This is a genomic window from Rubneribacter badeniensis, assembly GCF_002899695.1.
GTDB lineage: Bacteria > Actinomycetota > Coriobacteriia > Coriobacteriales > Eggerthellaceae > Rubneribacter > Rubneribacter badeniensis.
The window spans coordinates 1-23,218 of record NZ_PPEL01000049.1; the positions used below are offsets into that span (position 1 = coordinate 1).

At 67.4% G+C, this 23,218-nt stretch carries 15 protein-coding genes; 7 read left to right on the forward strand and 8 right to left on the reverse strand.

The annotated features are described in order from the left end of the window. The first annotated feature begins 83 nt into the window (after window positions 1–83). Together C2L80_RS08485 and C2L80_RS08490 are read left to right on the forward strand one after the other, a co-directional pair. The gene (locus tag C2L80_RS08485) at window positions 84–1,541 is read left to right on the forward strand and encodes a LuxR family transcriptional regulator (RefSeq protein ID WP_103263013.1); all 1,458 of its coding nucleotides are present in this window, start codon (window positions 84–86) and stop codon (window positions 1,539–1,541) included. Window positions 1,542–1,979: 438 nt separating this feature from the next. Further along, on the forward strand, window positions 1,980–2,972 hold the full coding sequence (locus C2L80_RS08490) for a DMT family transporter (RefSeq protein WP_092198062.1): 993 nt from the start codon (window positions 1,980–1,982) through the stop codon (window positions 2,970–2,972). Between the two features lie 440 nt (window positions 2,973–3,412). On the opposite strand, the gene C2L80_RS08495 is transcribed toward C2L80_RS08490, so the two are convergent. The 6 genes from C2L80_RS08495 to C2L80_RS08520 form a co-directional block, all read right to left on the reverse strand. Then, window positions 3,413–4,870 carry a 4Fe-4S binding protein gene (locus tag C2L80_RS08495; protein WP_103263014.1) on the reverse strand — a complete coding sequence of 486 codons (1,458 nt, stop codon included), beginning with the start codon at window positions 4,868–4,870 and terminating at the stop codon, window positions 3,413–3,415. After that, window positions 4,867–6,069, reverse strand: coding sequence for a 4Fe-4S binding protein (locus C2L80_RS08500; protein ID WP_103263015.1), 1,203 nt, complete (start codon window positions 6,067–6,069; stop codon window positions 4,867–4,869). The genes C2L80_RS08495 and C2L80_RS08500 overlap by 4 nt, the downstream gene beginning before the upstream one ends. Before the next feature lie 13 nt (window positions 6,070–6,082). Continuing rightward, complete coding sequence (locus C2L80_RS08505) at window positions 6,083–6,709, reverse strand: 4Fe-4S dicluster domain-containing protein (protein ID WP_103263018.1); 627 nt, start codon at window positions 6,707–6,709, stop codon at window positions 6,083–6,085. A gap of 645 nt (window positions 6,710–7,354) precedes the next feature. Continuing rightward, complete coding sequence (locus C2L80_RS08510) at window positions 7,355–8,257, reverse strand: dimethyl sulfoxide reductase anchor subunit family protein (RefSeq protein ID WP_103263016.1); 903 nt, start codon at window positions 8,255–8,257, stop codon at window positions 7,355–7,357. Window positions 8,258–8,260: 3 nt separating this feature from the next. Continuing rightward, window positions 8,261–8,917 carry a 4Fe-4S dicluster domain-containing protein gene (locus C2L80_RS08515; protein ID WP_087198409.1) on the reverse strand — a complete coding sequence of 219 codons (657 nt, stop codon included), beginning with the start codon at window positions 8,915–8,917 and terminating at the stop codon, window positions 8,261–8,263. A 15-nt stretch (window positions 8,918–8,932) separates the two neighbouring features. Further along, window positions 8,933–12,697 (reverse strand): molybdopterin dinucleotide binding domain-containing protein, encoded by a 3,765-nt coding sequence (locus tag C2L80_RS08520; RefSeq protein WP_103263017.1) that lies wholly within the window; start codon window positions 12,695–12,697, stop codon window positions 8,933–8,935. A gap of 592 nt (window positions 12,698–13,289) precedes the next feature. Between C2L80_RS08520 and C2L80_RS14090 the strand changes: the two genes are divergently transcribed. Next, a complete protein-coding gene (locus C2L80_RS14090) occupies window positions 13,290–14,414 on the forward strand; it encodes a hypothetical protein (protein ID WP_087198405.1) in 1,125 nt (374 codons plus the stop codon). Further along, a complete protein-coding gene (locus C2L80_RS08530) occupies window positions 14,411–16,417 on the forward strand; it encodes a UvrD-helicase domain-containing protein (RefSeq protein WP_087198403.1) in 2,007 nt (668 codons plus the stop codon). The genes C2L80_RS14090 and C2L80_RS08530 overlap by 4 nt, the downstream gene beginning before the upstream one ends. A 268-nt stretch (window positions 16,418–16,685) precedes the next feature. Here C2L80_RS08530 and C2L80_RS08535 read toward each other — a convergent pair whose 3' ends face one another. Together C2L80_RS08535 and C2L80_RS08540 are read right to left on the reverse strand one after the other, a co-directional pair. Next, complete coding sequence (locus C2L80_RS08535; RefSeq protein ID WP_224759138.1) at window positions 16,686–17,465, reverse strand: TorD/DmsD family molecular chaperone; 780 nt, start codon at window positions 17,463–17,465, stop codon at window positions 16,686–16,688. A 3-nt stretch (window positions 17,466–17,468) separates the two neighbouring features. Further along, window positions 17,469–18,278: a hypothetical protein gene (locus C2L80_RS08540; RefSeq protein ID WP_087198401.1), complete on the reverse strand. Its 810-nt coding sequence runs from the start codon at window positions 18,276–18,278 to the stop codon at window positions 17,469–17,471. A 374-nt stretch (window positions 18,279–18,652) separates the two neighbouring features. On the opposite strand from C2L80_RS08540, the gene C2L80_RS08545 reads away from it, so the two are divergent. From C2L80_RS08545 to C2L80_RS08555, 3 genes are all read left to right on the forward strand, one after another. Further along, the gene (locus C2L80_RS08545) at window positions 18,653–19,114 is read left to right on the forward strand and encodes a hypothetical protein (RefSeq protein ID WP_087198399.1); all 462 of its coding nucleotides are present in this window, start codon (window positions 18,653–18,655) and stop codon (window positions 19,112–19,114) included. Window positions 19,115–19,520: 406 nt separating this feature from the next. Next, window positions 19,521–21,452, forward strand: a complete 1,932-nt coding sequence (locus C2L80_RS14365) for a helix-turn-helix domain-containing protein (RefSeq protein ID WP_087198397.1) — start codon at window positions 19,521–19,523, stop codon at window positions 21,450–21,452. A 184-nt stretch (window positions 21,453–21,636) separates the two neighbouring features. After that, the gene (locus tag C2L80_RS08555) at window positions 21,637–22,848 is read left to right on the forward strand and encodes an IS30 family transposase (protein WP_087198395.1); all 1,212 of its coding nucleotides are present in this window, start codon (window positions 21,637–21,639) and stop codon (window positions 22,846–22,848) included. The last annotated feature ends 370 nt before the right edge of the window (window positions 22,849–23,218 follow it).

Sequence of the window (23,218 nt, forward strand, 5' to 3'; positions counted from 1 at the left end):
CTTCGCACCCGCACCGACCCCCCCCCCAACCCGGCCCCGCAGCGCATGTCTCCTGGTACAATGGCACGGCAAAGGAGACGCCCGTGAAATCAAGCGACGTGGTGCGCGCACTCGCGCCCGACGACCAGCCAACCGAAGACGAACCGCTGTCCCGCCTGTTCTACCCTCTGCGATTTTTGGGAATGGGCCTGCTCATCGCGTGGCTTTGCTGCACACACGTGGCGTCCATCTTCCCCGGCCTCGGCTTCGACCAGGGGTTGCGCGACGCCTTCGACAACGGCATGCGCTTGGGAGACGTGGGGACGTTCGTGGTGCTCGCGCTGCTCGCCTCGCGCATCGGTCGCCTGAGCCGCCTCGTGAAAACGAGCGCTTGCTTCGTCGGCCTGACCGCCCTCGGCACGATGACGGCAGGCCTCGGCCTCATCCCCGCCGGCGCCCCTACGGCTGCGGTGTTCGCCGCCGCCACGGTGACGGCCATCGGCGGAGCGTTCCTCTTCTGCCTCTGGGCCGAGGCGTACAGCCAGATGGGAGGCATGCAGACGCTCATGTACGGTGCAGCGTCCTGCATCGTGGCGGCGGTCGCATCGTTCGTCGTCAGCACGATGCGACCGCCGTACGCCATCCTCGCCACCGCGCTTCTGCCCCTCGTCTCGCTTGCGTGCGTACTGCTGAGCTTCCGGCTCCTGCCCGCCGAGCGACCCCGGCAAACGGGCGTGCGCCACCCGCTCCCCTGGAAGCTGCTCGGCATCATGGCCGCAGCGGGGCTGCTGTCGGGCATGGCCGGCTCGCTCATACCGGGAGCCGTGTGGATGGGAGCGGTGCATCGCGTCGTGGCGACAGGTCTGGCCGGCATCGTCGTCATCGTCATGGCCCTCACGCGTAAAAACCGCATCGACGTGCGCTTTCTTGCGAAGATGGGCCTTCCGCTCTCCGTCGTGGCGCTGGCGCTCGTCCCCTTCGCCAACCCCGAATGGGGCTTCGTGGTGTCGTTTCTGATCAAACTCGCATACGTGTGGTTCACCATCTTCGTGCTGCTGGTGCTTGCGAACATCGCGTATCGGTTCGAAGTGCCCACGCTCAGGCTGTTCGCCATCGCGCGCGCCCTCAGCGAAGCCGCCATCTTCGCAGGCGCCACCGTTCGTCGCACGTTGATCCAAGGCGGGTTGCTGGACGATCCCACGCTGCTCGTGGGCATGGCGCTGGGAGGCATCGCGCTCGTGCTGCTGTGCGCGCTCATATGGACGAGCGAGAAAGCCGTGAACGGCGACTGGGGCGCGTCGGGCATCCCCCTCGACGGACGACTGCACGTGCCGGGACCGCGCGAGCGGTTTATGGCGCGCTGCGACGACATCGCCGCTCGTCACGGCCTCACTGCGCGCGAGGCAGAGATCATGGCGCTCATCGCGCAACGCAAAAGCCGCGCCGAGATCGAGCAGCAGCTGTTCCTTTCGCAGAACACCGTCAAGACGCACGTGCGTCACCTGTACGCCAAATTGGGTACCACATCGAAAGCCGACGTCATCGCGCTGTTTGAAGAGTAACGCGGACGGGCGATTGCAAAAAGGAAGCGCAGCAAGGCCCTGTTGCGTTTGCGGAAATGCGACAGGCGCGAAAGCACGAGAATCGCAAAGAACGCAACCCGCAGAAACGGGAGACTGCGGCAGGGCTGGATTCGCGATGGGCGCAGCCGCAGAGGGCGGACCGCGGCAGGACGGGGTCCCGCGACGGACGCGCCACAGAGGGGTGGCCCCGCGACGGACGCGCCGCAGAGGGCGGGCCCCGCGACGGACGCGCCGCAGAGGGCGGGCCCCGCGACGGACGCGCCGCGGCGAGCAGAGTTCACCACGAGGCCAGCCAGCCCGCGCCCACGTCCGCTTCCCCGCACCCCTGCGCATCCTTTTCGCAACCGGTAAGCATACCCCCTCGCGCTCCCGCACGAAAGCTTCGCACTGCGGCAAAGCCATGCTATGATGCCGCCCATGACGCGACTTTTCCGACACGCCCCTGCCCCTTTGTGGACTTACAAAGCGCTGCTGCTTGCGGCGGCGGCCATTTGGGGGCTGGGCACCGTCGTCATCAAGGCGACCGTCGACACGTTCCCGCCAGCATGGCTTGTGGGCGTGCGGTTCACGGCAGCGGGCATCATCCTGGGCATCGTCTTGTTGCCGCGCCTCAAACGCTCGCTCGACCTCGACCACCTGAGGAAAGGCACCGCATTGGGCGCGATGCTGTTCTTGTCGTACTGGTCGAACTCCACCGGGCTCACCGACACCACCGCCTCGAACAGCGCGTTTCTCACATCGCTGTACTGCGTCATCATCCCGTTTCTCGGCTGGGCGCTTCGCGGTCCTCGCCCGACCCGCTGCAACATCGCGGCGGCGCTGGCTTGCGTTGCGGGCGTGGGCTGCGTGTCGTTCGCGGGGGCATCGGGGTTCTCGCTGGGTTTCGGCGACCTCGTCACGCTGCTGTCGGCCCTGTTCCTGAGCTTCCACGTGCTCTACACCGCCAGATTCGCGCCCGGATGCGACATGGCGCTGCTCACCGTGGTGCAGTTTCTTGTGGCGGGAGTGCTCGGGTTCGCGTCGGGAGCGGCATTCGAGCCGGTGCCGAACTTCCTCGCGCTCGGCCCAGACACGTGGACAAGCCTTGGCTACCTGGCCGTTTTCGCCTCGTGCATCGCGCTGCTGCTGCAAAACATCGCGGTGGCGCACGTCAAGCCAGCACCCGCGTCGCTGTTCCTGGCCACTGAGTCGGTGTTTGGCGTGACGTTCTCCGTGGCGTTTTTGGGCGAGACGCTCAGCCCCCTCTTGCTTGCCGGATTCGCCCTCATCTTCGCCGGCATCGTCATAAGCGAGTATGTCCCGCTGCGCGCGGCAAGGCGTTCTGCGACGCACGACACAACGAATGCGGAGGAAGAAAGGAAGGGCGAAAGCCCTGACGGATGGCAAAGGGTGGCAAAGGGGCGGGGATAATGTCACATTCCCAAAAGACTTGCCACGCCCTGCCACTTTGCGGAATGTGACATTATCCCCGCCCCTTTGCCACCCTGCCTTTGGCGCCCTTCGAGCGCGCCGACTCCGAACCCGAGACTGGTCGCGCTCTGCAGAAAACGGCTCGCTTTCTGGCCACCAAACCGCGTTTTGGCACGCGGAAGGGCGCTTCGGGCGCTGTTGAGCAGAGCCGACCTGGGGTTTTCTTGCGGGCAAGGGCTCCCCTGAGCCGAAACGGGCCGGATTTCGTGCCAGAACGCGGTTTCGTGGCCAGAAAACGCACGTTTGCGCGCACGGCGCGCTCTCGCCGCCAGTCGCGTCCGCAAGACGGCGGCCCCAAGCGGCTCGCAAACCCGCAAGCGCCCCAAAAGCGCGGCGGCCACGCGAGAGGGCGCCCCTTTGGAGCGATTCGCCTCGATCGCTCACCTCTCGAAGAGGTCGGTGCCCTTCATGCGCTCGCGCAGGGTGTTGACGATCTGCTGGGCGTTTCCCAACTCCACCGCGCGCGGGCGCATGACGTAGCGATGCGCCGCGCCTTCCACGAGGAAGGAGGCGCGCACCTCGTCACGCAAAACGATGGCGTCCTCCGGGCACACGTCGCGACAGCTTCCGCACTTCACGCAATCGCTCGGGGCGTGGAGCACGCCGAACGTGCCGTCCTCCTCGTCGAACTTGCGGATGGCTCCCGTCGGACAGAACGTGGCGCACATGCGGCACGACGAGCAGCGCGTCCCGTCGATGACCACGCATCCCCACAGGCGGCTCGCCAGCGTGCCCGACGGGGCATCGCCGAGGCGGGCAAGGCTGTCGAGCAAGCGCTCGCGCCGGTCGGGAACGAAATGCGGCAGCGTGCCGTCCTCCATGACGCGCAGCCTGAAGTCCGGTGCGGGAGCGGGCGTTTGCGCAGACACGGAACCGGAAGCAGATTCGACTGCGAGCACCGATGCAGCATCGAAAGACGGCTCGGAAGCGGGCGCAGATACAGAAGGTGCCTCGACATCCAAGGATGGCGAAAAGAAGTCCGACCCTTCGCCCGACGCGCGCAACGGCTCGTTGCCGCAGTGCCGCGCGAAGCGCGCCTCCAGCGCCGCACGCGCATCCTCGGCATCGGCACCGTCGAACAAGGCGAAAGCGGGAACCTCCTGCTCGACGAGCACGCGCGCATCGCTTCGCCATGCACTCAACAGGTCGTTCGCGCTCTTAGCCACCATGCGCGCGACGTCCAGCCCGTGCCGCTGGTCGCACCGGTCGCATCGTCCGCACACCACGTGCACGCGCCGCACGCCCTCAGCCGCCAGCTCGCACGCAAGCGCCTCGTCGATACGACCCGCGCACACCACCGCCGCCGCACGGCTCTCGTCGAGCAGACCCTTGAGCGCCTGTCGCACCTGTTCGCACACAACGACCACCTCGCCGCCGCAACGTGCGGACAAGCACGACCGCGCAAGCTGCGCATCGCTGGGATTGCGCGCCTCAAGCGCGCAGGTGGGGCACACCGTGGCGCACGTGCCGCAGCCCACGCACTTCGACGCGTCCACCACAAGCCGGTCGTCGACGAGGGCAATGCACCCCGACGTGCACGCCTCGGCGCACTTCAGGCACGCCACGTTGCGGTTGCGCACCTTGGCGCAGCGCTCCTGGCGCACGCGGATCGCGACGCTGTCGACATCCACCAGCACGCCCACGATGCTGCGACTGCCAATGCGGCGCTGAGGTGCATCGGCGGGCAGGTGAGGCGAAGCTTGGGGAAGAGGAAGCTCCGCAGAGCCCGCAAGCCCCGCTGAATCCGAAAGCTGCGCCGATAGCGCAGATGGCAGATCGACCGCAGAAACCCCGTTCGCAGAACGCGCCGCGGGAGCCGCGCACAGGCCGACCGTCATCGCACCGACTCCTTCCCGCCGCCGTCCAGCCGAGCATCGCCCGTCGAAGCCGTCGACGCCATCGAAGCCGCCGCAGCCCCCTCCCCACCGCTCGCACTTGAAGATGCGCCCCGCACATCGCTTGCCGCCAGCGCCGTTGCAGCCGCAGCGCCACCGCACGCGCCAACGCCGGCCGCGCCCTCCGAAGCCGACGAGCCCGCGTCTGCGCCGCCCTCATCCGCGATCCACGCAACCGATGGTCCCGCGCTCGCACCAGCCGCGCCCGCGCCCCCGTCCGCGATCCGCACGGCCGACGGCCCCGCCCCCGCGCCCTTGCGCGCGAGGAACGGCATGCTCACGGCGCCCGAGGGGCACGCGTCCACGCACGCGCGGCAGCGCGTGCAATCGGCCAGCGAGTGCTCCCCGAGCTCCGGATGGCGCAGGTTGATGTCGGCCTCGCAGGCGACCGCGCACAGCGAGCAGGGGGTCCCCTTGGCCGTCTCCAGGCACTTGGCGTCGTCGATGACGGGCCTCCACGTGCGGCTGAACCGCGACGCGAGGTTCATGAGCCCCGCCAGGGGGCAGATCCGCGAGCACCACTTGCGCAAAAGCACGAGCTCGACGACCAGCATGGCCGGGATAAGCACCACCGACCACGTCATGTCTCCCGCCGCGAACAGCCGCCACAGCAAAAGCACCGTGGCGAACGAGAGCCCGATGGGGCACACCAGGCAGAACACCGGGAAGCCGAACACGGCGGCGGACAGCAGCGCGCCTCCTAAGACGTAGTGGCGCGAGTCGAGCTTCGCGCGCACCTCCTTGCAGCCCCCGCAGGATCCGCAGCCCCGGCCGCAGCCCAGCTCGGACTTCGCGGCGCCCTGGATCTCCTCGCGGCGCGCCCGCTCGAGCTCCCGGCGCCTCTTGGGCGAGCGGAAGAAGCCGCGCAGGCGCTCGAGCAGCGGCACCGGGCACGCCCAGCCGCAGAAGGCCCGCCCGACCAGGAGCACGAGCAGCGCCATGACCACCAGCGACACGACGGCGCGCGGCACGAGGGCCTTCGTCGCTATCATCGTGGTGAGCGCGCCCAGCGGGCACAGGGCCGCGATGGTGCCCCACCCGAAGCCCGACAGCGTCCCCAGCTGGACGCCGGCGATCAGCCCGATACACAGGACGATGAACACGACAGCGGCCACGACCACGCGAACCTTGCTTGCCTTCATGACCCGGCCCCCCTCACAGCGTTTCCAACGGACGGACGACGATGGCGCGCTCCGTCGCCCCGGAGGCGATGGAGCCCGTCGTCAGCGACACGCACACGCTCTCGCAGGCGCCGCAGCCGACGCACTTGTCGGCTATGACGCGCGGATGCGGATTCGCGCCCCCGTCGGACAGCTCGATGGCGTCGTATCCGGCGTTCACGCACGCGTCGTAGCAGTAGCGGCAGCCGGTGTCGCGAAACGCCAGGCACTGCTGCTCGTCGATCACGGCCAGCCCCAGGACGGTGCCCTCGGCCGTCGCCCCCTCGGGCAGCCTGAGCGCCTCGGTCGGGCACACCTCGACGCACAGGGGCACGCCCCCGTTCTCCCCGGTGCAGAAGTCGCACCACCCGGAGCTGAAATCCAAAGCCGGGGTGCGCATGCCCAGAAGGCCGTCCTCGATATGCGCGGGCACGACGACACGCCTCGGGCACGCCTCGTAGCACCGCTCGCAGCGGACGCACGCACTCACCAGGTGGGACTCGTCCTGCCCTCCCGGCGGGCGCACGAGCGGGTTGTGCCCCGCGTAGCGCAGCGCCCCCAGGCCGAGAAGCGCCGCCGTGCCGCCCGCGCCGATGAGCAGCGACCGGCGCGACACGCCCATCGGCTCCTTGGCGCGCTTGGCCTTAACCTTGCCGTCTCTTGCGGAAGGCGCGCCCGCATCGGCACCCGCGCCCTTGGACGGTCGTGCGGATTCGCGCTCCCCCGCAGCAGCGGATCGCGCGCTCGCAACCCTCTCGTCTTCGCTCATAGCTCGTCTCCTCTTCGCCATTCGCAACCCCGTGCCCGCCCTCGGCCGCAGCCGAACGGGGCCCATCAAAACGCATAAATGAAGGGGCTCGGGCCGCGCCGCGAAAAGCGAGGCCGCAAACCGAGGCCCAGCCCCCTCCATCATGCGTTTTCAAAACGCGCGCGCGACCGCCGCCCTTCCTGCGGACGCGCCGCAGAGGCAGAGGCGCCGCCTCGCCGCCCGCCCTCTCCGCGCTCAACGCGAACCGGAGGGCGGGAGGCATGCCTTTCCGCAAAAGCGCAGGGAGGCTGCACGAACCTCGCGCTGCGCTGCGCCGCGCTATGCCACCGGCCGAAAGCGCCGACCAGAACGCCTCCAGCCACCAAACGCACGGCTTTGTCAAACCACTCGAACAGACGGAACGCGAGCGGAAGAGCCGCCGCACGACCCCGCACCCGCCGCCCGCCGTCTGCCGCGGAGCGCGGGGCGCGCCGCACGACGCGCCCCGCCTCAACGCGCCTAGTACAGCGCGAACACGCTGATCGCCACCACGTAGAGGATGACGCGCCACACGATGCCGCCCACGGCGCAGCACGCAACGGCCACGCCCGCGTACCCCGCGAGCTTCGTACCCGCCGCCTTCTGGCGCAGCGCGAGCCATGCCAGCGCCGCCGGCACGACCACGCCCACCGCGATGGCGCCCAGCCAGAACAGCACGGCCTGATCGCCCGCGATGATGCTGCCCACGATGCCAGCGCGATCGACCATGGCCACGTCGGGCAGCGTCGGGTCGAAGTAGTACTGGATCTCGGCCGAGTACAAACCCGCCGACCCGTTGATGACCAGCGCGTACGCCAGCACGACCACCAGCTGCAGCACGCCACCCGCAAGCGCCACCTTCGTCGCAAGGCCCGAAGCGTCGTCATCGCCAACCGCCCCGGCGATGATCAAAGACGCCAGCCCGCCCATGAACACGGCGTTCACCAGGTAGTACACGATGAGCAGCGGCGTGTTCCACGAGGGCAGCGCGTGCATGAGGTAGCTGTCGCCCGTGAGGGCCGGCAGCCCCAAGCCTGCGACGATGGCCAGCACGCCGCACCATTTCGGCGCCATGCCGTCCTCGGAGCGGCGCATGAACAAAAAGTACAGCACCAGCACCACGAAGAACACGATGCAGCCGATGAACTCAAGCGTGATGCCTGACGTGATGTGCCCGAAGCCGTTGAAGATGCGCTCCCAGTGCTGCAGGTGCATGAACACGGCGATGCCGCCCACCGCCAGCGCCGCAAGCGACACGACAAGCGACGGAAGCTGCATCTTCTTGCCCTTGCCGAGCACGCACAGCAGACCCTGCACACCCAGCACGCCGCCGGACACGCACAGGAAGAACGTGAAGAGGATCAGAGGCCATTCAGGATTCATAGCTTACTCCCTCCACTTCCGACCCTCGCGCATGAGGTACATGAGCTTGGGCTTGTTGCCTGCGTCCACGAGGTAGTGGATGTCGTTTTCGGTGTACGCCTCCACGTAGTCCTTCAGCTTCACACGCGTCTGCGTCATCTCGTCGTACTGGCAACCCGGACTGTCGGGATGAGCCGGCCCCTCGAAGTTGTCCACGCCCTGGTCAAGGTCGCCGAAGAAGCGCGCACGGGCGCCGCACTGCGACACGCACTGGGGCAGCTCGCCCTGGGAGATGCGCTGCTCGCACAGCGTGCACTTCTCCACGACGCGCTCCTCCTTGTTGAGGTAGCGCACGCCGTAGGGGCACGCCATGGCGCAGAACTGGCAGCCGATGCACTTGGACTTGTCCACCTGGATGGTGCCGTCCTCGCGGATGTGCGACGCCTCCGTGGGGCACACCTTCACGCACTCGGGGTTCTCGCAATGCTGGCACTGGACGGGAAGGAAGTACATCTCGACGTCGGGGAACTGGGCGCCGTCCGTCTTGGGATGCGGCCCCACGCGCAACGTCTTGATCCAAAAGTCGCCCACCGGCACGCCGTTGACGGCCTTGCACGCGACAGTGCACGCCAGACATCCGGTGCAGCGGTTCAGATCCGTGATGATCGCATAGTTTGCCATTGACCAACCTCCTTCCTATTGATGGTTCTTGGAATACTGGCCCAGCTCTCCAACCTCGACCGAACCGCTGTTCAGCGTGCCGTTCGCAAACAGCTCGGGGCTTTGGATGGACGGCTGCAAGCCGGTGGCCTGCGGATTGTGGAACGTGATCTCCACCTTCGAGTCGGCCAGGCGCGGATCGTTGGACAGCCATTCCTTCAAACGCTCGTCGTTCGCGTTCGAGATGACGGGGTTGCCGTCGGGATCGCATGGCACCGGGTTGTTGAACGGGCTGTTCTCCTCGGTGGCCTTGTAGATGAGCACCGGAAGGCCGCGCAGCTGGGAGGCGCCGCACACCCAGCACTGGGCGTACTTGTCCATGCAGCAGTTGATGTTGACCAGCTCGAAGCCATGGGAGGCGGTGTCGATCTCGGGGTACCACCAGGCGTGGTTCGCGTTGACCGTGCCCTCCTTGATGCCGTAGTACAGATCGGCCACCTCACGGATGGCGCCCCACGGACTGCGGATCCACACCCAGTCGCCCTGCTCGATGCCCATGCGCGCCGCGTCGTTGGGGTTGATCTCCAAACGGGGGCTGGGCCACAGTTCGCGGCACCACGGCAGCTGACGGTGCTCGGAGTGGAAGTACACCGGCTGGCGCGCGCCCGTCGTCATGATGAATGCGTGCTCGTCGCCGTGCTCGGCAAGGGCCGCCTTGTAGTCCTCCAGCAAATGATCGCCGCGGTAGTTGTCGTTGATGTAGGCGTCCGTCGTGGTGATCTGATCGACCTGGTCGGCATGGTAGTACTGCGGCGCCTGCACCTTGGAGTTCTTCGGCTCGAACCAGTGCGGGAACTTGTCGATGTCGGGAATGGCCCCGTCGTAGGCCGCGCGGTCGGGGCTGCACGTGGCGGCGAACGTCTCGGTGTTGTCGCCGATGTACGTTTCGGCGATGGTGGACCACACCTCCACCTTGGCGGTGGGGGTCATGAACCCGCACTTCTCGTCGATGGCCGCGTACAGGTTGTAGCCGCCCTGCTGGCGACGATAGCCCATCTCCCACCGGCGGTACGTGCCCCAGCGCTCGGGATGCCACTTGCGGCAGTCGAACCAGCCTTCTTCCTGGAACTTCGCAGCGAACTCGGGGAAGTCCGGACCGGCCACGTCGTTGATGGGCTCGGCCGGCTGCTCGGCGGCCGCATAGTCGGGGAAGGCGGGGATAACCTGCTCAGGCTGGTTCTCCTTGCCCTTGAACTCCTCGATGCGCCACCAGTCGGTGGCGTCCTTGAGCACGCGGTACTCCTGCTGCTCGTAGGTGACGTCGCCGCCCATCTGCACGAAGTTGTTGTAGTCGAGGTTGTTCCAGCCATCGTAGTTCAGGTCGCGGTCGTTCCACAACACTGCCCGACGCTCGGCGGGGATGTCCGCACGCGTGGGATGCTCCTTGCCGGTGAGCGCCTTGGCCATGGCGAGATGCAGGCAGATGACGGCCACCGGGTCGTAGATGCAGTCGCCCATAGGCTCGGCCGCACGCTGGCCGGCACCGAAGATGCCACCCGCACCCTGCGACACGCGGCCCGTGTTCACCTCGAGCCAATGCAGGCACGGGATGACGATGTCGGCGCAACCGTTGTTCGGGCACGCCCACAGGTTGAAGTCCAGCCAGAAGTCCAGGCGCGTGAGCGCTTCCCACGCCTCGAGCAGGTTGGACTCGTTCATGAAGTCGCCGGACATGCACACGCCGCCGTGAATCTGGTAGGGCGTGTCGATCTCGTTGATGGAGTCCCAGATGGCAGCCGAATCGGCCCAGCGGTTCCAGTAGCGCAGAAGCGGGAAGCGCTCGGCAGAGATCTGCTTGGCATTGCTGTCGAACGACGTGGTCAGCCCCGGCCACGCGCGGCTTCCCTTGTAGTCGCCGCCCTTGCGCTCGGCTATCCAGCGCGCCTCCTCGTCGGAGGGAACGTGGTTGCCGTAGCGCTCGGCCAGAGGCGAGCCTTCGTCGATGAGGTACTGCACGAAGTTCTGGATGAGCGGAATCTGCTCCTCCACGGACAAATCGCGCGGGGTGTTGCCCAGCTCCATGGTGCCCACGCCCTCGCGGATGCCCCAGTCCTTGGGCTCATGGTCGGTCTTGAGCATGTTCGCGCGGCCGCAGCAGCCGTCCACCTCGGCCTTGGAGGAGCCGCGGTTGCCGGCGGGCTCGTCAGAGTTGCCGGTGATGCACGCGATCAGCTGCAGCGCGCGGCTGTTCTGCACCGCGTGGCCCGTCTGGTCGGGGGCCAGCTGGTAGTGGATGCCGCCGTTTCCGTGCAGGGGGTTCAGGCGCGTGGTGTAGGTGCGCACGGCCTCCTCGATCTTGTCGGCCGGAACCTCGGTGACCTCCTCGCAGTACTCGAGCGTGTACTCGGACAGGCTGTCGCTGAACGCCTCCCACACGGTGCCCGCCGTGATGGTGCGCCCGTCGGCAAGCTTGATCTCCACGCCGCCGGGGAACAGCGCTGGGTTCTTGGGCAGACCGAGCGGGTTGGACTTCGCGCCGCCTTCGTTCCCCTCGTTCCAGTACGCGTCGTAGGCCGGATCGGCCGGGTCGGCGAAGTGCGACGGGTCGGGCAGCCACGCGTCGGCGATGATGGGCTTGTAGGGGTGCTCGATCCACGTGCCGGTAGTGGGGATCTTGTGCTTCTCGCCCTCCCACTGGCAGGCTTCGGCGTCCCAGTACGTGGGCTTGTTGTTGTTCTCGTCCCAGCAGATGAAGCGGCGGTAGCTGTACTGCGGATCGGCCGGCTCCCACCACTGGCTCACCCACTCGCGGTCGAGGTCGGCCTCGGTGAGGATGCGGCTCTCCATGTCGACGCCGCCGTTCATCTCCATGAACCAGCCCTTGGCCGTGCGGCCGCCCTCCTCGGGGTTCCACAGGAAGGGGGCGTTCGTCCAACGGCGCACGAACAAATCGTCGTAGGCCTCGTTGTCGATGATCCACTTGAGCCACGTGAGCGACAGGCACAGGTCGGTACCCACGCGCAAGGGCAGCCACAGGTCGGCTTCCTTTCCCAGCGGGGTCATGCGCGGGTCGACCAATATATGCTTGTAGGCGCGCTGGCTGCAGTCCACCACGGTGCGGTTCGTGGAGTCGTAGTTGGAGTACTCGGCTGCGGTGCCCCACTGCACGTACACGAGCGGGCCCTGCTCAACCTCCATCCACGGCGAGCCGATCTCGTCGGTGAGGATGCCGGCGAAGTGGCGCGGGCCCTTGCAGATCTCGTAGGCCAGATGCGCGTTCGGCGTGGGGAAGATGGACTTCAACGTGCCGTACGGAGGCTGCGCCCACACGCGCGAGGTGCCGCCCATGGCGAAGTTGGCCTCGCCGCCGTACTTCTCCACGATCTCGTTGAGCTTCGCACCCGCCTCGTCGAACGCCTCGGCCAAGGTGATGCGCACCCAGCCGGGATCGTCCTCCCCCTTGGGGTTCGTGCGCTTCATGCAGTAGCGCAGACGATCGGGGTGGTACAGGGCCAGCATGGACGATTGCGACTTCGCGCAGCAGTGGCCGCGGCTATGGGCGTTGGACTCGTCGCCTTCCACCTTGATGACCTTGTTGTCCTGCACGGTCACCCAAACGCCGCACTCCACTTTGCCGCACGCGCGGCAGCAGGAACGAATGCGCTTAATTTCTCCTGCGGATTCGTCTTCGCCTTCGGCCAGCGCGGTGGACGGCGTTGCAGCAAACCCCACCGTGCTCGCGGCACCGGCGACAGCGGCAGCCTTCAAGAAGCTGCGGCGCGTGAGCGTGAGTTTCGCCATATGCCCCTCCTCTCTTTCCTCTTCTCGATTCCTTCGTCTTGATTGAGGGCCGCCCCGCCGCAGCGCGCCGAGCAGCTGACGGCGCGCGCCGGATGGCCAGACGACGGTCGGCCCGATCGTTTCCGTATTGTAGGGAGAACGCAAAACCCCAAATCATAAGGGGTGGATGCTTCATTTCGCGCATATCATACCCAGCGGATTATTTCATGCGGAAAAGCGCGCTTATACTGAGGATGATGCCACCGCCGCACAGCCCGCGAGCCCGCGACGCGCAGCGCGCGAGCCGCGGAGCGCGGAGCCGTGCGGCGAGTTGCGGCAGGATGCAAGCGAGCGACGCGCGACAGGCCGCAGGCCGCGGAGGGCGCGCAACGGGCGAGGCAGACTGCGAGCCGCGAGCGAACGGGCCGCAGCGAACGTGCAGCGGGTCGTGGCGAGCCGCGAGCGAACGAGCCGCAAGCCGCCGTCGCGGGCCGCCAAGAAGAGGGCATCGCCCCCGCTTCGCGTCCACCCTCGCAAGTTGGCAGTTCAGCGCTCGAAATGTTTCACGTGAAACATTTCATGATCGAAAAGATCATATAAAGGAGGAAACACCATGGCACTACCCCGTCCATCGCTCACGCTGGTGCTCGACATTGATGAGCGCCTCGACTCCGAGGCGCTTCGCCTGGAAATCGGCCGCTGCTACGCCCACGTCTGCCAAACCCTCGTGCGCACGCACCCCGCCGACACGGCGGCAGCCGCGAGCACGCACGCCGTCGGCAGCGAGAGCGGCAAGGCCCCTTCGACAGCCGAAACGGACATCGCCACCGACACGGCGAAAGGCCCCGGCGCACAAACGAATGCGAGCGCGCCGTGCAACATCGCGCGCTTCCTCGTGAAGATGGGAACGCGCCGCTACCTCGACCCGGAAGACGAGGGGGCGAACGAGCTGTGGAACGACGTCATCGAGCGCTGGATCGGCAACGAGCTGCGCAAGGTGGGCAACAACATGCGCATCTTCAACCGTCGTCAGCGCGAAGAGGGCCGCGACCCGCTCATGTTCGACTGGTACGAGCTCGACCTTCAAAACGGCCAGCTTTCCGTGCTGCTGCGCTGCGACAGCACGAGCGCCGTCGACCCCTCGGCCAACGCGACGATCACCGCACTGCGGGAAGCCTACGGCAACAACGCACTGGGCGAGAACGTGGAGCGCGTGCGCATGCCCGCCCCCGAGGAGTACGAGCGACAGCGCAAGATCGGGCTGGCGGCCAAAGCGCGGCGCGAGGCCGAAAAGGCGGCTCGCGCCCAGGCCGAGGCCGAACGCGCCCGAGCCGAAGCGGAAGCCGCCGAACGCGAGGCCGAAGAGGCGTTTCTGGAGTCTCCGGAGCTGATGGCGCACGCGGCGACGCCGGACGAAAGGCGGTCCGACACCGTCTCCGATGCCAGCGAAGCAGCCAACGCTCGAGACGCCCTCGACAAAGCCCCAACCGAAAGCGACGAGGGCGACGCCGAGGGTAGCACGGACGGCGGCGAGACAATCGAGGATCGCTACGCCCCGGAAGAGGCCGACTTCGCCTTGGACTATCGCCTGTGGCAGATCGAATACGCCGACGGAGGCGCGCGCCTGTTCGATTCGGCACGCGCGGCCTTCGTCGAATCCATCGAGCCCATCGATTCGGCCGAATCCGTCGCGCCCACCCGCCTCGACGGGCGTGCCGAAGAGGAGGTCGTCGCATGATAGACGTCATCGCATCCTTCGACGGGCGCATCGCAAAGGTGCACGGGCCGGCCCGCAGCGGCAAGACCGAGGCGCTCGCACGCCGCGCCGTGCATTTGCTGGATGAAGGGGTCGATCCGGCCTCCATCCTGGTGGAGGTCACGAACGGCTTTGCGGCGCAAGCGTTTCGCCGCCGCCTGGCGGCGCTTGCGGGCGAGCAGCGCGCGCAGGAGGCGGCCCGCATTCCCGTGCGCACGCCACTCGGCGCATGCACGGACGTACTCGATTCCCCCGCCGCACGCGCGGCGACCAGGCGCGTGCCGCGCGTGCTGATCGATGCCGAATACCTCTTTCTCGTAGAGGATATGAAGACGCTCGGAACCCCTCTGCGCAAGCTGCGCCGCATGTTGGAGCACTTCTACCGGCAGATGGAAGATCTCCGTCCCCGAAGCGAATGGTGCGTCGGCGGCGAAGAGCAAACGATTTTCGACTACCTCGTCCGCACGCTCGTCTCGCGCGGCGCCATGGTGCGCCACGAGGGGCCCGCGCTTGCGGTGGAATTCCTGAAAAGCGAGGCAGGTGCCGAAGCGCGGGCGGCGTACGACTACGTGCTGTGCGACGACTTCCAAAACCTCAGCCGCGCCCAGCAAACCTGCCTGTGCCTGCTGGCGGGCACGCAGCTCATCGTGGCGGGCAATCCCAACCAGACGGTCGAGGCGGCCTCTGATTATCCCAACCCTGCGGGGTTCGCCCAGTTCGACGCCGTTCGCCGCAATGTGCGAACCTTCACCCTGGAAGGGGCGTTCGCCCGGCCCGCCATCACGGCGTTCGTCGACGCGCTGTGCGATCAAGGCGACATGGACCCGACGCTCAAGGCCGCCCGCGCGCTTCTGCCGGCCAGCGACAACGAGCTTGAAGCGGTGAAGTGGACCTCCCCCGAGGACGAGCTGAACGGCCTGACCAAGTACCTCCGCTCGCTCGTGGATGCCGAAAGCGATCCGCGCGAGAGCCGTACCTGCGTGCTCGTGCCCGCCAAACGCTGGGCGGCGCTCGCGGCCCAACTGCTGCGCACGCGCGGATTCGAGGTGTCCACCGCCGGGGCGCTGGCGTCCATCGGCGGCGATCCGCGCGACAGCGCGCGGGCGCGGGCGCTCGTGGCGTACACGAAGCTCGCCTTGCTGGCCGATCCGCGCGACCTGACCGCTTGGCGCAGCTGGTGCGGCTTCGACAATCACCTCACCAACAGCGACGCCTGGGCGAACCTCGCCGCCTATGCAGACGAGCAGGGCATCTCGCTCTACGACGCGCTCGCCCGCACGGCAGTTGCGGTAGAAGGCGACGCTGCGGTGCGACATGCGGACGGCCCCGCAAGCCGCACTGCGGCCGAGAGCACCGGCGCGGGCGAAGAGCCGTTTCTCCGCGCGGGCGTTCTGGCGCGGCGCTGGCGCGAGGGGCAGGACTTCATCGCGAAGAACGCCGCGCGACGCGGATTCGCGCTCATGCGCGCGATCGGCGCGACCGACCTGCCCGAATTCGAGGCCGTCTCCTTCGCGCTCGTCGGCGACGAGGATGCGACCGCCCTCTACCGCCTGGCGCGCGCAAGCGCGACCGAACCCGTCTGGCCCGAAGGAGCGCACATCCTCCACGTGGCCACGTACGACGCCCTGTGCGGCACCGAGTACGACCGCGTGCTCGCCATGGCGGCGGTGGACGGGCTCGTCCCCTGCCGCGACGCCTTCGAGGTGATCAGCACGCAAGATGCGCGCGAACGCACGATGAACCGGGAGCGCAAACGCTTCGCCAACGCCGCGTCGAAAGCCCGCGACCACCTCGTGATCTCGTTTTTCAGCAAGGCGTCGCTCGAGCTTGCGGAGCGCTCGAAAATGCAGGTGACCCGCGTGCGATCCGAAAACGGCGAACGTATCGCGGTCGTGCGGCCCTCGAGCCTGCTGGCCGAGGCGGGCAACGCCGCGCCCACCACCAACGGCGGCCAGAACCTGCTGTCCGAACGCGGCCTGAACTAACGCGCCCGCAGCACGGCCCTGCGCGACACGCGGGGCCGCGCGCCTTTCCGCATTCGAGAAGCGCGTCCCCTTCTTCGAGATCGGAACGCCCTTTCCCGAAACCGGCGCTTCTCGTCATCTGAAATTTCGCCGAAAGGCTCGAAGGGCATGCCGTTGTCCGGACACGCCCTTCGAGCCTTCGCAATCCTTCTCGTTTCTCAAGCGCACATCCCCGCATCGCGAAGACGGCGCCCGCCGCGCGGCAGACGCCGCGCGGCAAGCCGAGGCCCTACCCGTCCAGCAGCTCGGACAGGACGGCCTCATCCTCTTCCACGTACCCCATTGTCAGCTGCGCCAGCCCTTGGTAGAACGTCGTGCGCGAGAACATGCGCATGTCGCCGGTCAGCATGGGCAGCCAGTTCAGCAGGTGGTCGCGCGCGAACGTGCGCTGGGTGAGCACGTATTCGGCCGCGCTCTCCTCGTTGCCGTCACGCAGGGCGGCGGCGGTGCGCATGGCCATGCGCTGCATGAACTCAAGCTCCAACGCAACATGGTCTTCGCCCTCGGTCCAATTCCCGCGCTTGAGGTTGTTCTCGCGCAGCGTCTGGAGCACTTCGGCCCGCGCCTCCTGCATCATCAGGCGGCGCTCGGAGGTGTACACGCTCTCGTACGGATACGCCGCCGAGTACCCGTTCACGCCATGGCCGATGAACGTACGCACGTAGTCGATGGCCAGTTCGGTGACGCTGTCATCCCATGCGGTGCGCAGATAGTCGTACAGCAAATGGTAGCCCTCGTCCACTTTGGCATTGCCCGTCGACGTGGGAAACCGCATGGACTGAAGCTCGTCGAGCACCTCTTTGTCCACTTCCTTGCGGTAGAGCCGCGCGAGCATCCCGTAGGTGCGCGCCCGCAAGTCCATCAGCTCTGCCAGATCGACCGTCGCCTCGTCGGTCGTTTCCCCGCACGCGGCATGCGGCTCCCGCGCCGTCCTCGCCTCCACTCGAGCCGCCGCACGCGCCTCCGCGCAGGTCGCCGCCTGCGCTTCCGTCTGCATCTTGTCGGCCATCGGTCAGTCCTCCTTCCCCATCGCCTGAACGACGGGCAGCATCGAGCGGCCCAGGTCGGTCAGCCGCCACGCGCGATCCTTCCATTCAAGCGCATCGGTGCGCTCCAACAGGTCGATGAAGTGCCCACCGAAGCGCCGCGGGCTCTGCACGACGGGAAACGCGTCCACCAGCGCGTCGATGTACGCCTTCGAGCGCGGCTCCGCGGCGACGGTCTCCATCACCGCGCGGTACACCTCCACGTACTTCGCGTCGCGCCCCAGCACCAGCTCGCGAAACGCCGCGCCCTGCGTCAGCGATTCGCGCACGTCCAATCCCGCAGCGGTCGCGCGCCACACCGGATCGACGCGCTCTTTGATCTCAAGGTACTCCACGCCCTCGGCCGCATCCTCGCACGCGTCGGCCACCTCGGGCATCTCCAGCTCGAGAGCGCCCGCGCGCTCCAGCATCCGGCACAGCGTGGTGGGCGCGTACACCGAGCGGTTGTCGCGCTGCAGCTCGTCCACGCGACGCGTCAACTCGCTGGTGGGGCATCCCTCGGCGCACCATCCGACGATCGACAGCAGCACCGCGCGCCGTCCCGGATTGTGGTCCAAAAGCGAGCGTATCGCGTTTTCGGCACCGCCCATGCGTTCGGGCGTGTAGACGCTTTCGCGGCGCATCTCGCTGGGCATGGTGCGCATGGTGGGATAGTCCACCGTGTCAAGCGGGTTGTCGTCGTCCATATCCTCCTGGTCGATGACCTCGTCGTCCACGGCCAACGGGTCGAAATCGTCGTCGAATCCGTCCCACATCTCATTCACGTCGTTCGCCATCCTGCCTCCTCGTCGCGCGCGATAACGCCACAGCGCGCCTCGCTCTTTGCTCCTCGCTCCGCATGCCGCGGGCACCGAATCGCGCGGATCCTTCTCGCCTCTCGCCTTTTCTCCGAATGCTTAGATGCGCTCGCGCGGCGGGCGGGGAGGGGGGGGGGATGCCCGCCGCGCAAGGCCTTCGTCGATTATAGGAACCGCGTGCGCGCAAGCATCATCCCGCAAGGCTGAAACTGGGGCCGATATCATACGCACCCTGTCTGACATGCGAAAACGCGAGCCCTGTCCCCTTTTGCCGCGCTTGACGGACCAGGAAGCAGCACCCTATAATCCAAGGCGCGTTGCGAAAAGCGGGGCTCCTGCAGAAAGGAACTCTTATGGCCAACGCAGCTCGCGGCAAGAGGATCCTTGTCGCAGCGGCCCTCGTGGGCGCATGCTCACTGGTCGCGGTTCCCGCCTACGGCTTCTACTACGTCCACAACGACGAGCTTGTGGCCACGGAGAGCAAAGGCGCGATCGAGATCGTGTGCACGCTGGACGAGACCGCATCGAACGGAGGCGTGAAGACCGGGGTCATCATGGTTCCCGAAGGCAGCACCGTCGGCGACTGCCTGAAGGAGGCCGTGGTTTCCAACGAGAACCAAAACGGACTGGAAGCCATCCACGACTACAGCGTCTCCAGCTTGGCGGACGATCTTTCCGACAAGCAGTACACGTGCACGGTGCACAAGGCTGCAAGCCAGGCACCGGGCACGCAAACCACGTACGACAGCGCGGGAACCGACGGCGAGGACACCGTCCTCGAGCGCTGGGACAGCGTGGTGATCACGGTGGCGTAGCCCGCCGCAGAGGGAAGGGGTCGGACGACCAGCCGGCCCCTTCCCTCCCCTTTCCTCCCCCGTCGCCTTTCGCGCTCCGCGCCGCTCCCTGCGCGGGCATCGCGCCTTGCGTCCATTCCGCACCGCCCTCCCCCTGCGCAAGCATTCCGTCCCGCGCCCGTTCCGCACTCCCGCTCCCCCGCTGCGCGGGCATCGCTCCCCGCGCACCGTCTCGCATCCCGGTTTCGCTTTCGCAAAGAAGCGCAGCCCATCATCCTCTGCGTATGATTTTTCAGCATCGCCCCTCGTCACGTCAGAAGGACGGGCCGTCGTCGCTCGACAAAGGTGAGAGCGACTATTATCATTTCCGTCGCACGGACAACTGCCGCACCGGGAGCGAAGCGGCAGAAAGGAGGGGGGGGGGGCAGTGAGTTTACGCGTTCCACGCATCACGTTCAGCGCGCATGTCGACGAAGGCAGAGCCCTCGGAAACCTATCCCTGCTGTGCATCGGGTACGGGCTCCACCAAGCATGGGTGTTCTCTTCCATGTTCGGAAGCGCGTCGATCTTCGGAACCACCGCGTACCTCGCAAGCCCGAACGACGTCCACATCACCCTCTCCTATCTGATCTCCATCATCGTCTACAGCGCGTGCCTGCTGTTCGCCGCCGCAACCGACCAGCGCTTTCTCGATTTCTACATCTCTCGCAAAACCCTGCTGGGGGCAAGCGTTCTCGGTTGCGCCGGCACCGCCACCCTGGCGCTCACCGGACCCATCGGCAGCATGGCGGCCGACATCGCATCCGGCGTGCTGACCGGCCTGGGGTCGTCGATGCTCATCCTGTTTTGGGGAACGGCGTTCGCAAGAAACGACACCTCCACCATCGCACTGAACACCGCGCTTTCCATCCCCATCGCCATGGGCGTGTACGCGGTGCTTCTGCATGCGGTTCCCGCGCCGCTTTCGGGACTGGCCACCGCCGCCCTTCCGCTGCTCGAGTGCGCCATCCTCTGGTCCAAGATCCCGCTGCACTACTCGAAGCGCAAAGAGGTGCCCCTCTTCAAGCCGCTGCCCATCAACCGGGTGAAGTTCCTGGTGCGCTTCGGCGTTCCCACCGCCATCATGGGGCTTGTCCTCGGAGCGCTTCGGCAGACGACGCTCCAATCCGTGCTGGCCGCAGCCACGATAGGCGACCAACTCGTCCTGCTATTGGCCAGCAGCTGCGCCGCCGTCACCGTGCTGGTGAGCATCCTCGCACGGGGCAGGAACGACCAGTGGAACCGTTACTTCCGTCCCCTCGTCCCCCTCGTCGTGGTCGCGCTGCTGTTCTTGCCGTTCGGGCGCAACCAGTCGAACCTAGCGGCTGACACGGCGCTGCTCATCGGGTACCTGTGCTTCGAGGCCATGATGTGGATGTTCTTCGGAATGTTGGCGCAGCGGTTCCGCATCTCGCCCGTGTTGGTGTTCGGGCTTGGGCGCGGCATGTTGGCCGCGGGCATCATGGCCGGCTCGCTGGCCCCGGTTGTCCTCGCCGATTGGGCGGGCGACACCCTCATGAGCCAGCAAGCCCTCGTCATGTCGATGTTCGCCGCCATCGCCGTGGCTTATGCGCTACTGCCGCGCGAGCGTGAAGTGGAGGCCATCGTGGTGCCCTGTCCGGCAGTGCGCGCAGTTTCGGCCAGCCTGGAGAACGATCTGGTGGCCCCCTTCACGCCGCACGCGCCCGAGACGGCGACGCGCTCTGGCAAAGGAACGGCATCCGGCGTCGGGACGTCCGAGGGCACCGAGGGTGCGGAGAGCGCTGCGGACGCCGGAGGAAGGCCCGACGAACGCGCGGGCGCGCCCGAGCGCTCCGACGCCCTCGAGTGCGCCGACGCGTCCGTGCACTCCAACGCGTCCAGGCGCACGGACGCTCCAAGACGCTCCGACATCCCCCGCGCCTCCGAGCGTCCCGCCATCCCCGAGCATGCGAACGCTTCCGAGCGTCCCGGCAACCCCCGCGCTCCGAAGAGCGAAGGGCCGTCGGAGGCGCGGCGGGCCATGCTCAACACGCCCGCAGCGTCGCGCCTCGCATCGATGTCGATGCGATCGGCACCCGAGCGGCAAGACCAGCGCACGCGCGGCGGCCGGTTCCGCGCCAAATGCGAGACCGTGGCGAACACCTACCTGCTATCCGCGCGCGAAACGGAGGTCATGTTCTTCCTGGCAAAGGGCCACAACGCCGCCTACATCCAGGAAAAGCTGTACATCTCCGAGGGCACCGCCAAAACCCATATTCGCCACATCTACCGCAAGCTCGACATCCACACCCAGCAAGAACTTATGCGCATGGTGGAATCAGCCGAAGAGTCGCGCTAGACGAGCGCGCCAAGGCGGCTCGCCTCGGATGCGAACGCGCCGGACGAACCGGACGAGGAAGCGAATGCACGAGCGACAAAGGGGTGCAAAGGGGCAGGGAGGGATGATGCCGCATTTTGTGGCAAAGGGACGGGGCGGAGTCAAGCGGTCATCGCACCATCGGAACGATGGGAGATGACGTAGAATGGGCTACAGCAGGAGGAAGAGGCACGAGACCGTGAGGATGGTCCGCGAGACCGGCTGCACGCTCCGTCGCGCCGAGGCCGAGACGGGGGTCTCGCGCCAGACGGTGCATAGGTGGTGCAGGGAGGCCGGGGTGCGGTTCCACCCCGGGTGGATCGGGGGCGCCGTGGCGGACAGGAGGCCGGGGGGCGGGGCCCCCTCGAGGCTGGGGCTCGAGCAGAGGCTGGCGATAGCCTCGGGCCTGGCGGCCGGGCTCGCGCACGCGGCCATCGCCGCCGGGATAGGCTTCTCCCGCAGCACCGTGAGCAGGGAGGTCTCCCGCCGCCGGGGCCCGAACGGGGGCTACGACCCCTACGCGGCCCAGGAGGCGGCCGACCGCGATGCCGCGCGCCCCAAGGCGCGCAGGGTCGACGCGAGCGCGCCGCTGCGCGCCTACGTCCTCTCGAGGCTCGCGCTGCGCTGGTCGCCGCGCCAGATATCGGAGCGGCTGAGGTCGGACTTCCCCGGGGACGGAGGGATGAGGTTGAGCCACGAGTCCATCTACCAAGCGCTCTACGTGCAGGGGAAGGGGGCGCTGCGCCAGGAGCTCAAACTCGAGAAGGCGCTGAGGTCCGGGCGCACGGCGCGCCTGCCCCGGAGCCGCCTGCCGGCCGGGCGCGGCGCGGGCAGGAGCTGGGTCGAGGGGTGCGGGATATCCCTGAGGCCCCGGGAGGCCGACGGCCGCGCCGTCCCGGGCCACTGGGAGGGCGACCTCGTCGTGGGCGGCGACGGGAGGAGCTGCCTGGTCACCCTGGTGGAGCGGACGTCGAGGCTGCTGCTGGCGAGAAGGCTGGAGCTCCACCCCTCCGCGCTCGTCACCGCCGAGCTCGCCGACATGGTCTCGGGAGCGCCCGCGGCGCTCATGCGCACGGTCACGTGGGACCAGGGCGCGGAGATGGCGGGGCACGCCTCGTTCACGGAGGCGACCGGCGTGAGGGTCTACTTCTGCGACCCCCACTCGCCCTGGCAGCGCGGCACCAACGAGAACACCAACGGGCTCATCCGCGACTACTTCCCCAAGGGCGCCGACTTCTCGACGGTGGCCGACGCGGAGGTGAGGGAGATGCAGGACCAGCTCAACGGGCGCCCCCGGCAGACGCTCGGGTGGAGGATGCCGGCGGAGGCGTACGCGGAGCTTCTCCGCAAGGCGGCGCAAGGTGCGTTCACCGCTTGAAACCGCCCAATCCCTCGTCCCTTTGCATCCCCCCCCCGGAGGGGGCTTGACCGCTTTCGGCGTCTTTGCGACGGCGTGCCTGATGGCAGCGCTCGTCATGCGAAGACGCGGATCCGGGCACGCCGCGTAAGCGGCTTCCATGCTGGCCGTTTGAGCCGCGTGCAGGATTTCGCGCCCGAAATGGACACGGAACCGCGTTCTGGCACGGAATCGGCTCGAAATCGGGCTGCGCCCGCTTGGCCGATTTGCGCGACCTGGGGTTTTCCCAGTAGGCACCCCTTCGCATGACGAATTCCGTGCCAGAGCGCGGTTCCGTGTCCATTTTCGCGCCGAATTCGCGCACGGGGAGGAAAGGAGGGCTCTTATACAC

Bases quoted from the DNA above. Each gene is read 5' to 3' on its own strand.
- C2L80_RS08540 (WP_087198401.1), bottom strand. From the start codon at position 18,278: ATGGCGAACGACGTGAATGAGATGTGGGACGGATTCGACGACGATTTC.
- C2L80_RS08490 (WP_092198062.1), top strand. From the start codon at position 1,980: ATGACGCGACTTTTCCGACACGCCCCTGCCCCTTTGTGGACTTACAAA.
- C2L80_RS08495 (WP_103263014.1), bottom strand. From the start codon at position 4,870: ATGACGGTCGGCCTGTGCGCGGCTCCCGCGGCGCGTTCTGCGAACGGG.
- C2L80_RS08530 (WP_087198403.1), top strand. From the start codon at position 14,411: ATGATAGACGTCATCGCATCCTTCGACGGGCGCATCGCAAAGGTGCAC.
- C2L80_RS08505 (WP_103263018.1), bottom strand. From the start codon at position 6,709: ATGGGCGTGTCGCGCCGGTCGCTGCTCATCGGCGCGGGCGGCACGGCG.
- C2L80_RS08510 (WP_103263016.1), bottom strand. From the start codon at position 8,257: ATGAATCCTGAATGGCCTCTGATCCTCTTCACGTTCTTCCTGTGCGTG.
- C2L80_RS08535 (WP_224759138.1), bottom strand. From the start codon at position 17,465: ATGGCCGACAAGATGCAGACGGAAGCGCAGGCGGCGACCTGCGCGGAG.
- C2L80_RS08500 (WP_103263015.1), bottom strand. From the start codon at position 6,069: ATGAAGGCAAGCAAGGTTCGCGTGGTCGTGGCCGCTGTCGTGTTCATC.
- C2L80_RS08520 (WP_103263017.1), bottom strand. From the start codon at position 12,697: ATGGCGAAACTCACGCTCACGCGCCGCAGCTTCTTGAAGGCTGCCGCT.
- C2L80_RS08555 (WP_087198395.1), top strand. From the start codon at position 21,637: ATGGGCTACAGCAGGAGGAAGAGGCACGAGACCGTGAGGATGGTCCGC.
- C2L80_RS08545 (WP_087198399.1), top strand. From the start codon at position 18,653: ATGGCCAACGCAGCTCGCGGCAAGAGGATCCTTGTCGCAGCGGCCCTC.
- C2L80_RS08515 (WP_087198409.1), bottom strand. From the start codon at position 8,917: ATGGCAAACTATGCGATCATCACGGATCTGAACCGCTGCACCGGATGT.
- C2L80_RS14090 (WP_087198405.1), top strand. From the start codon at position 13,290: ATGGCACTACCCCGTCCATCGCTCACGCTGGTGCTCGACATTGATGAG.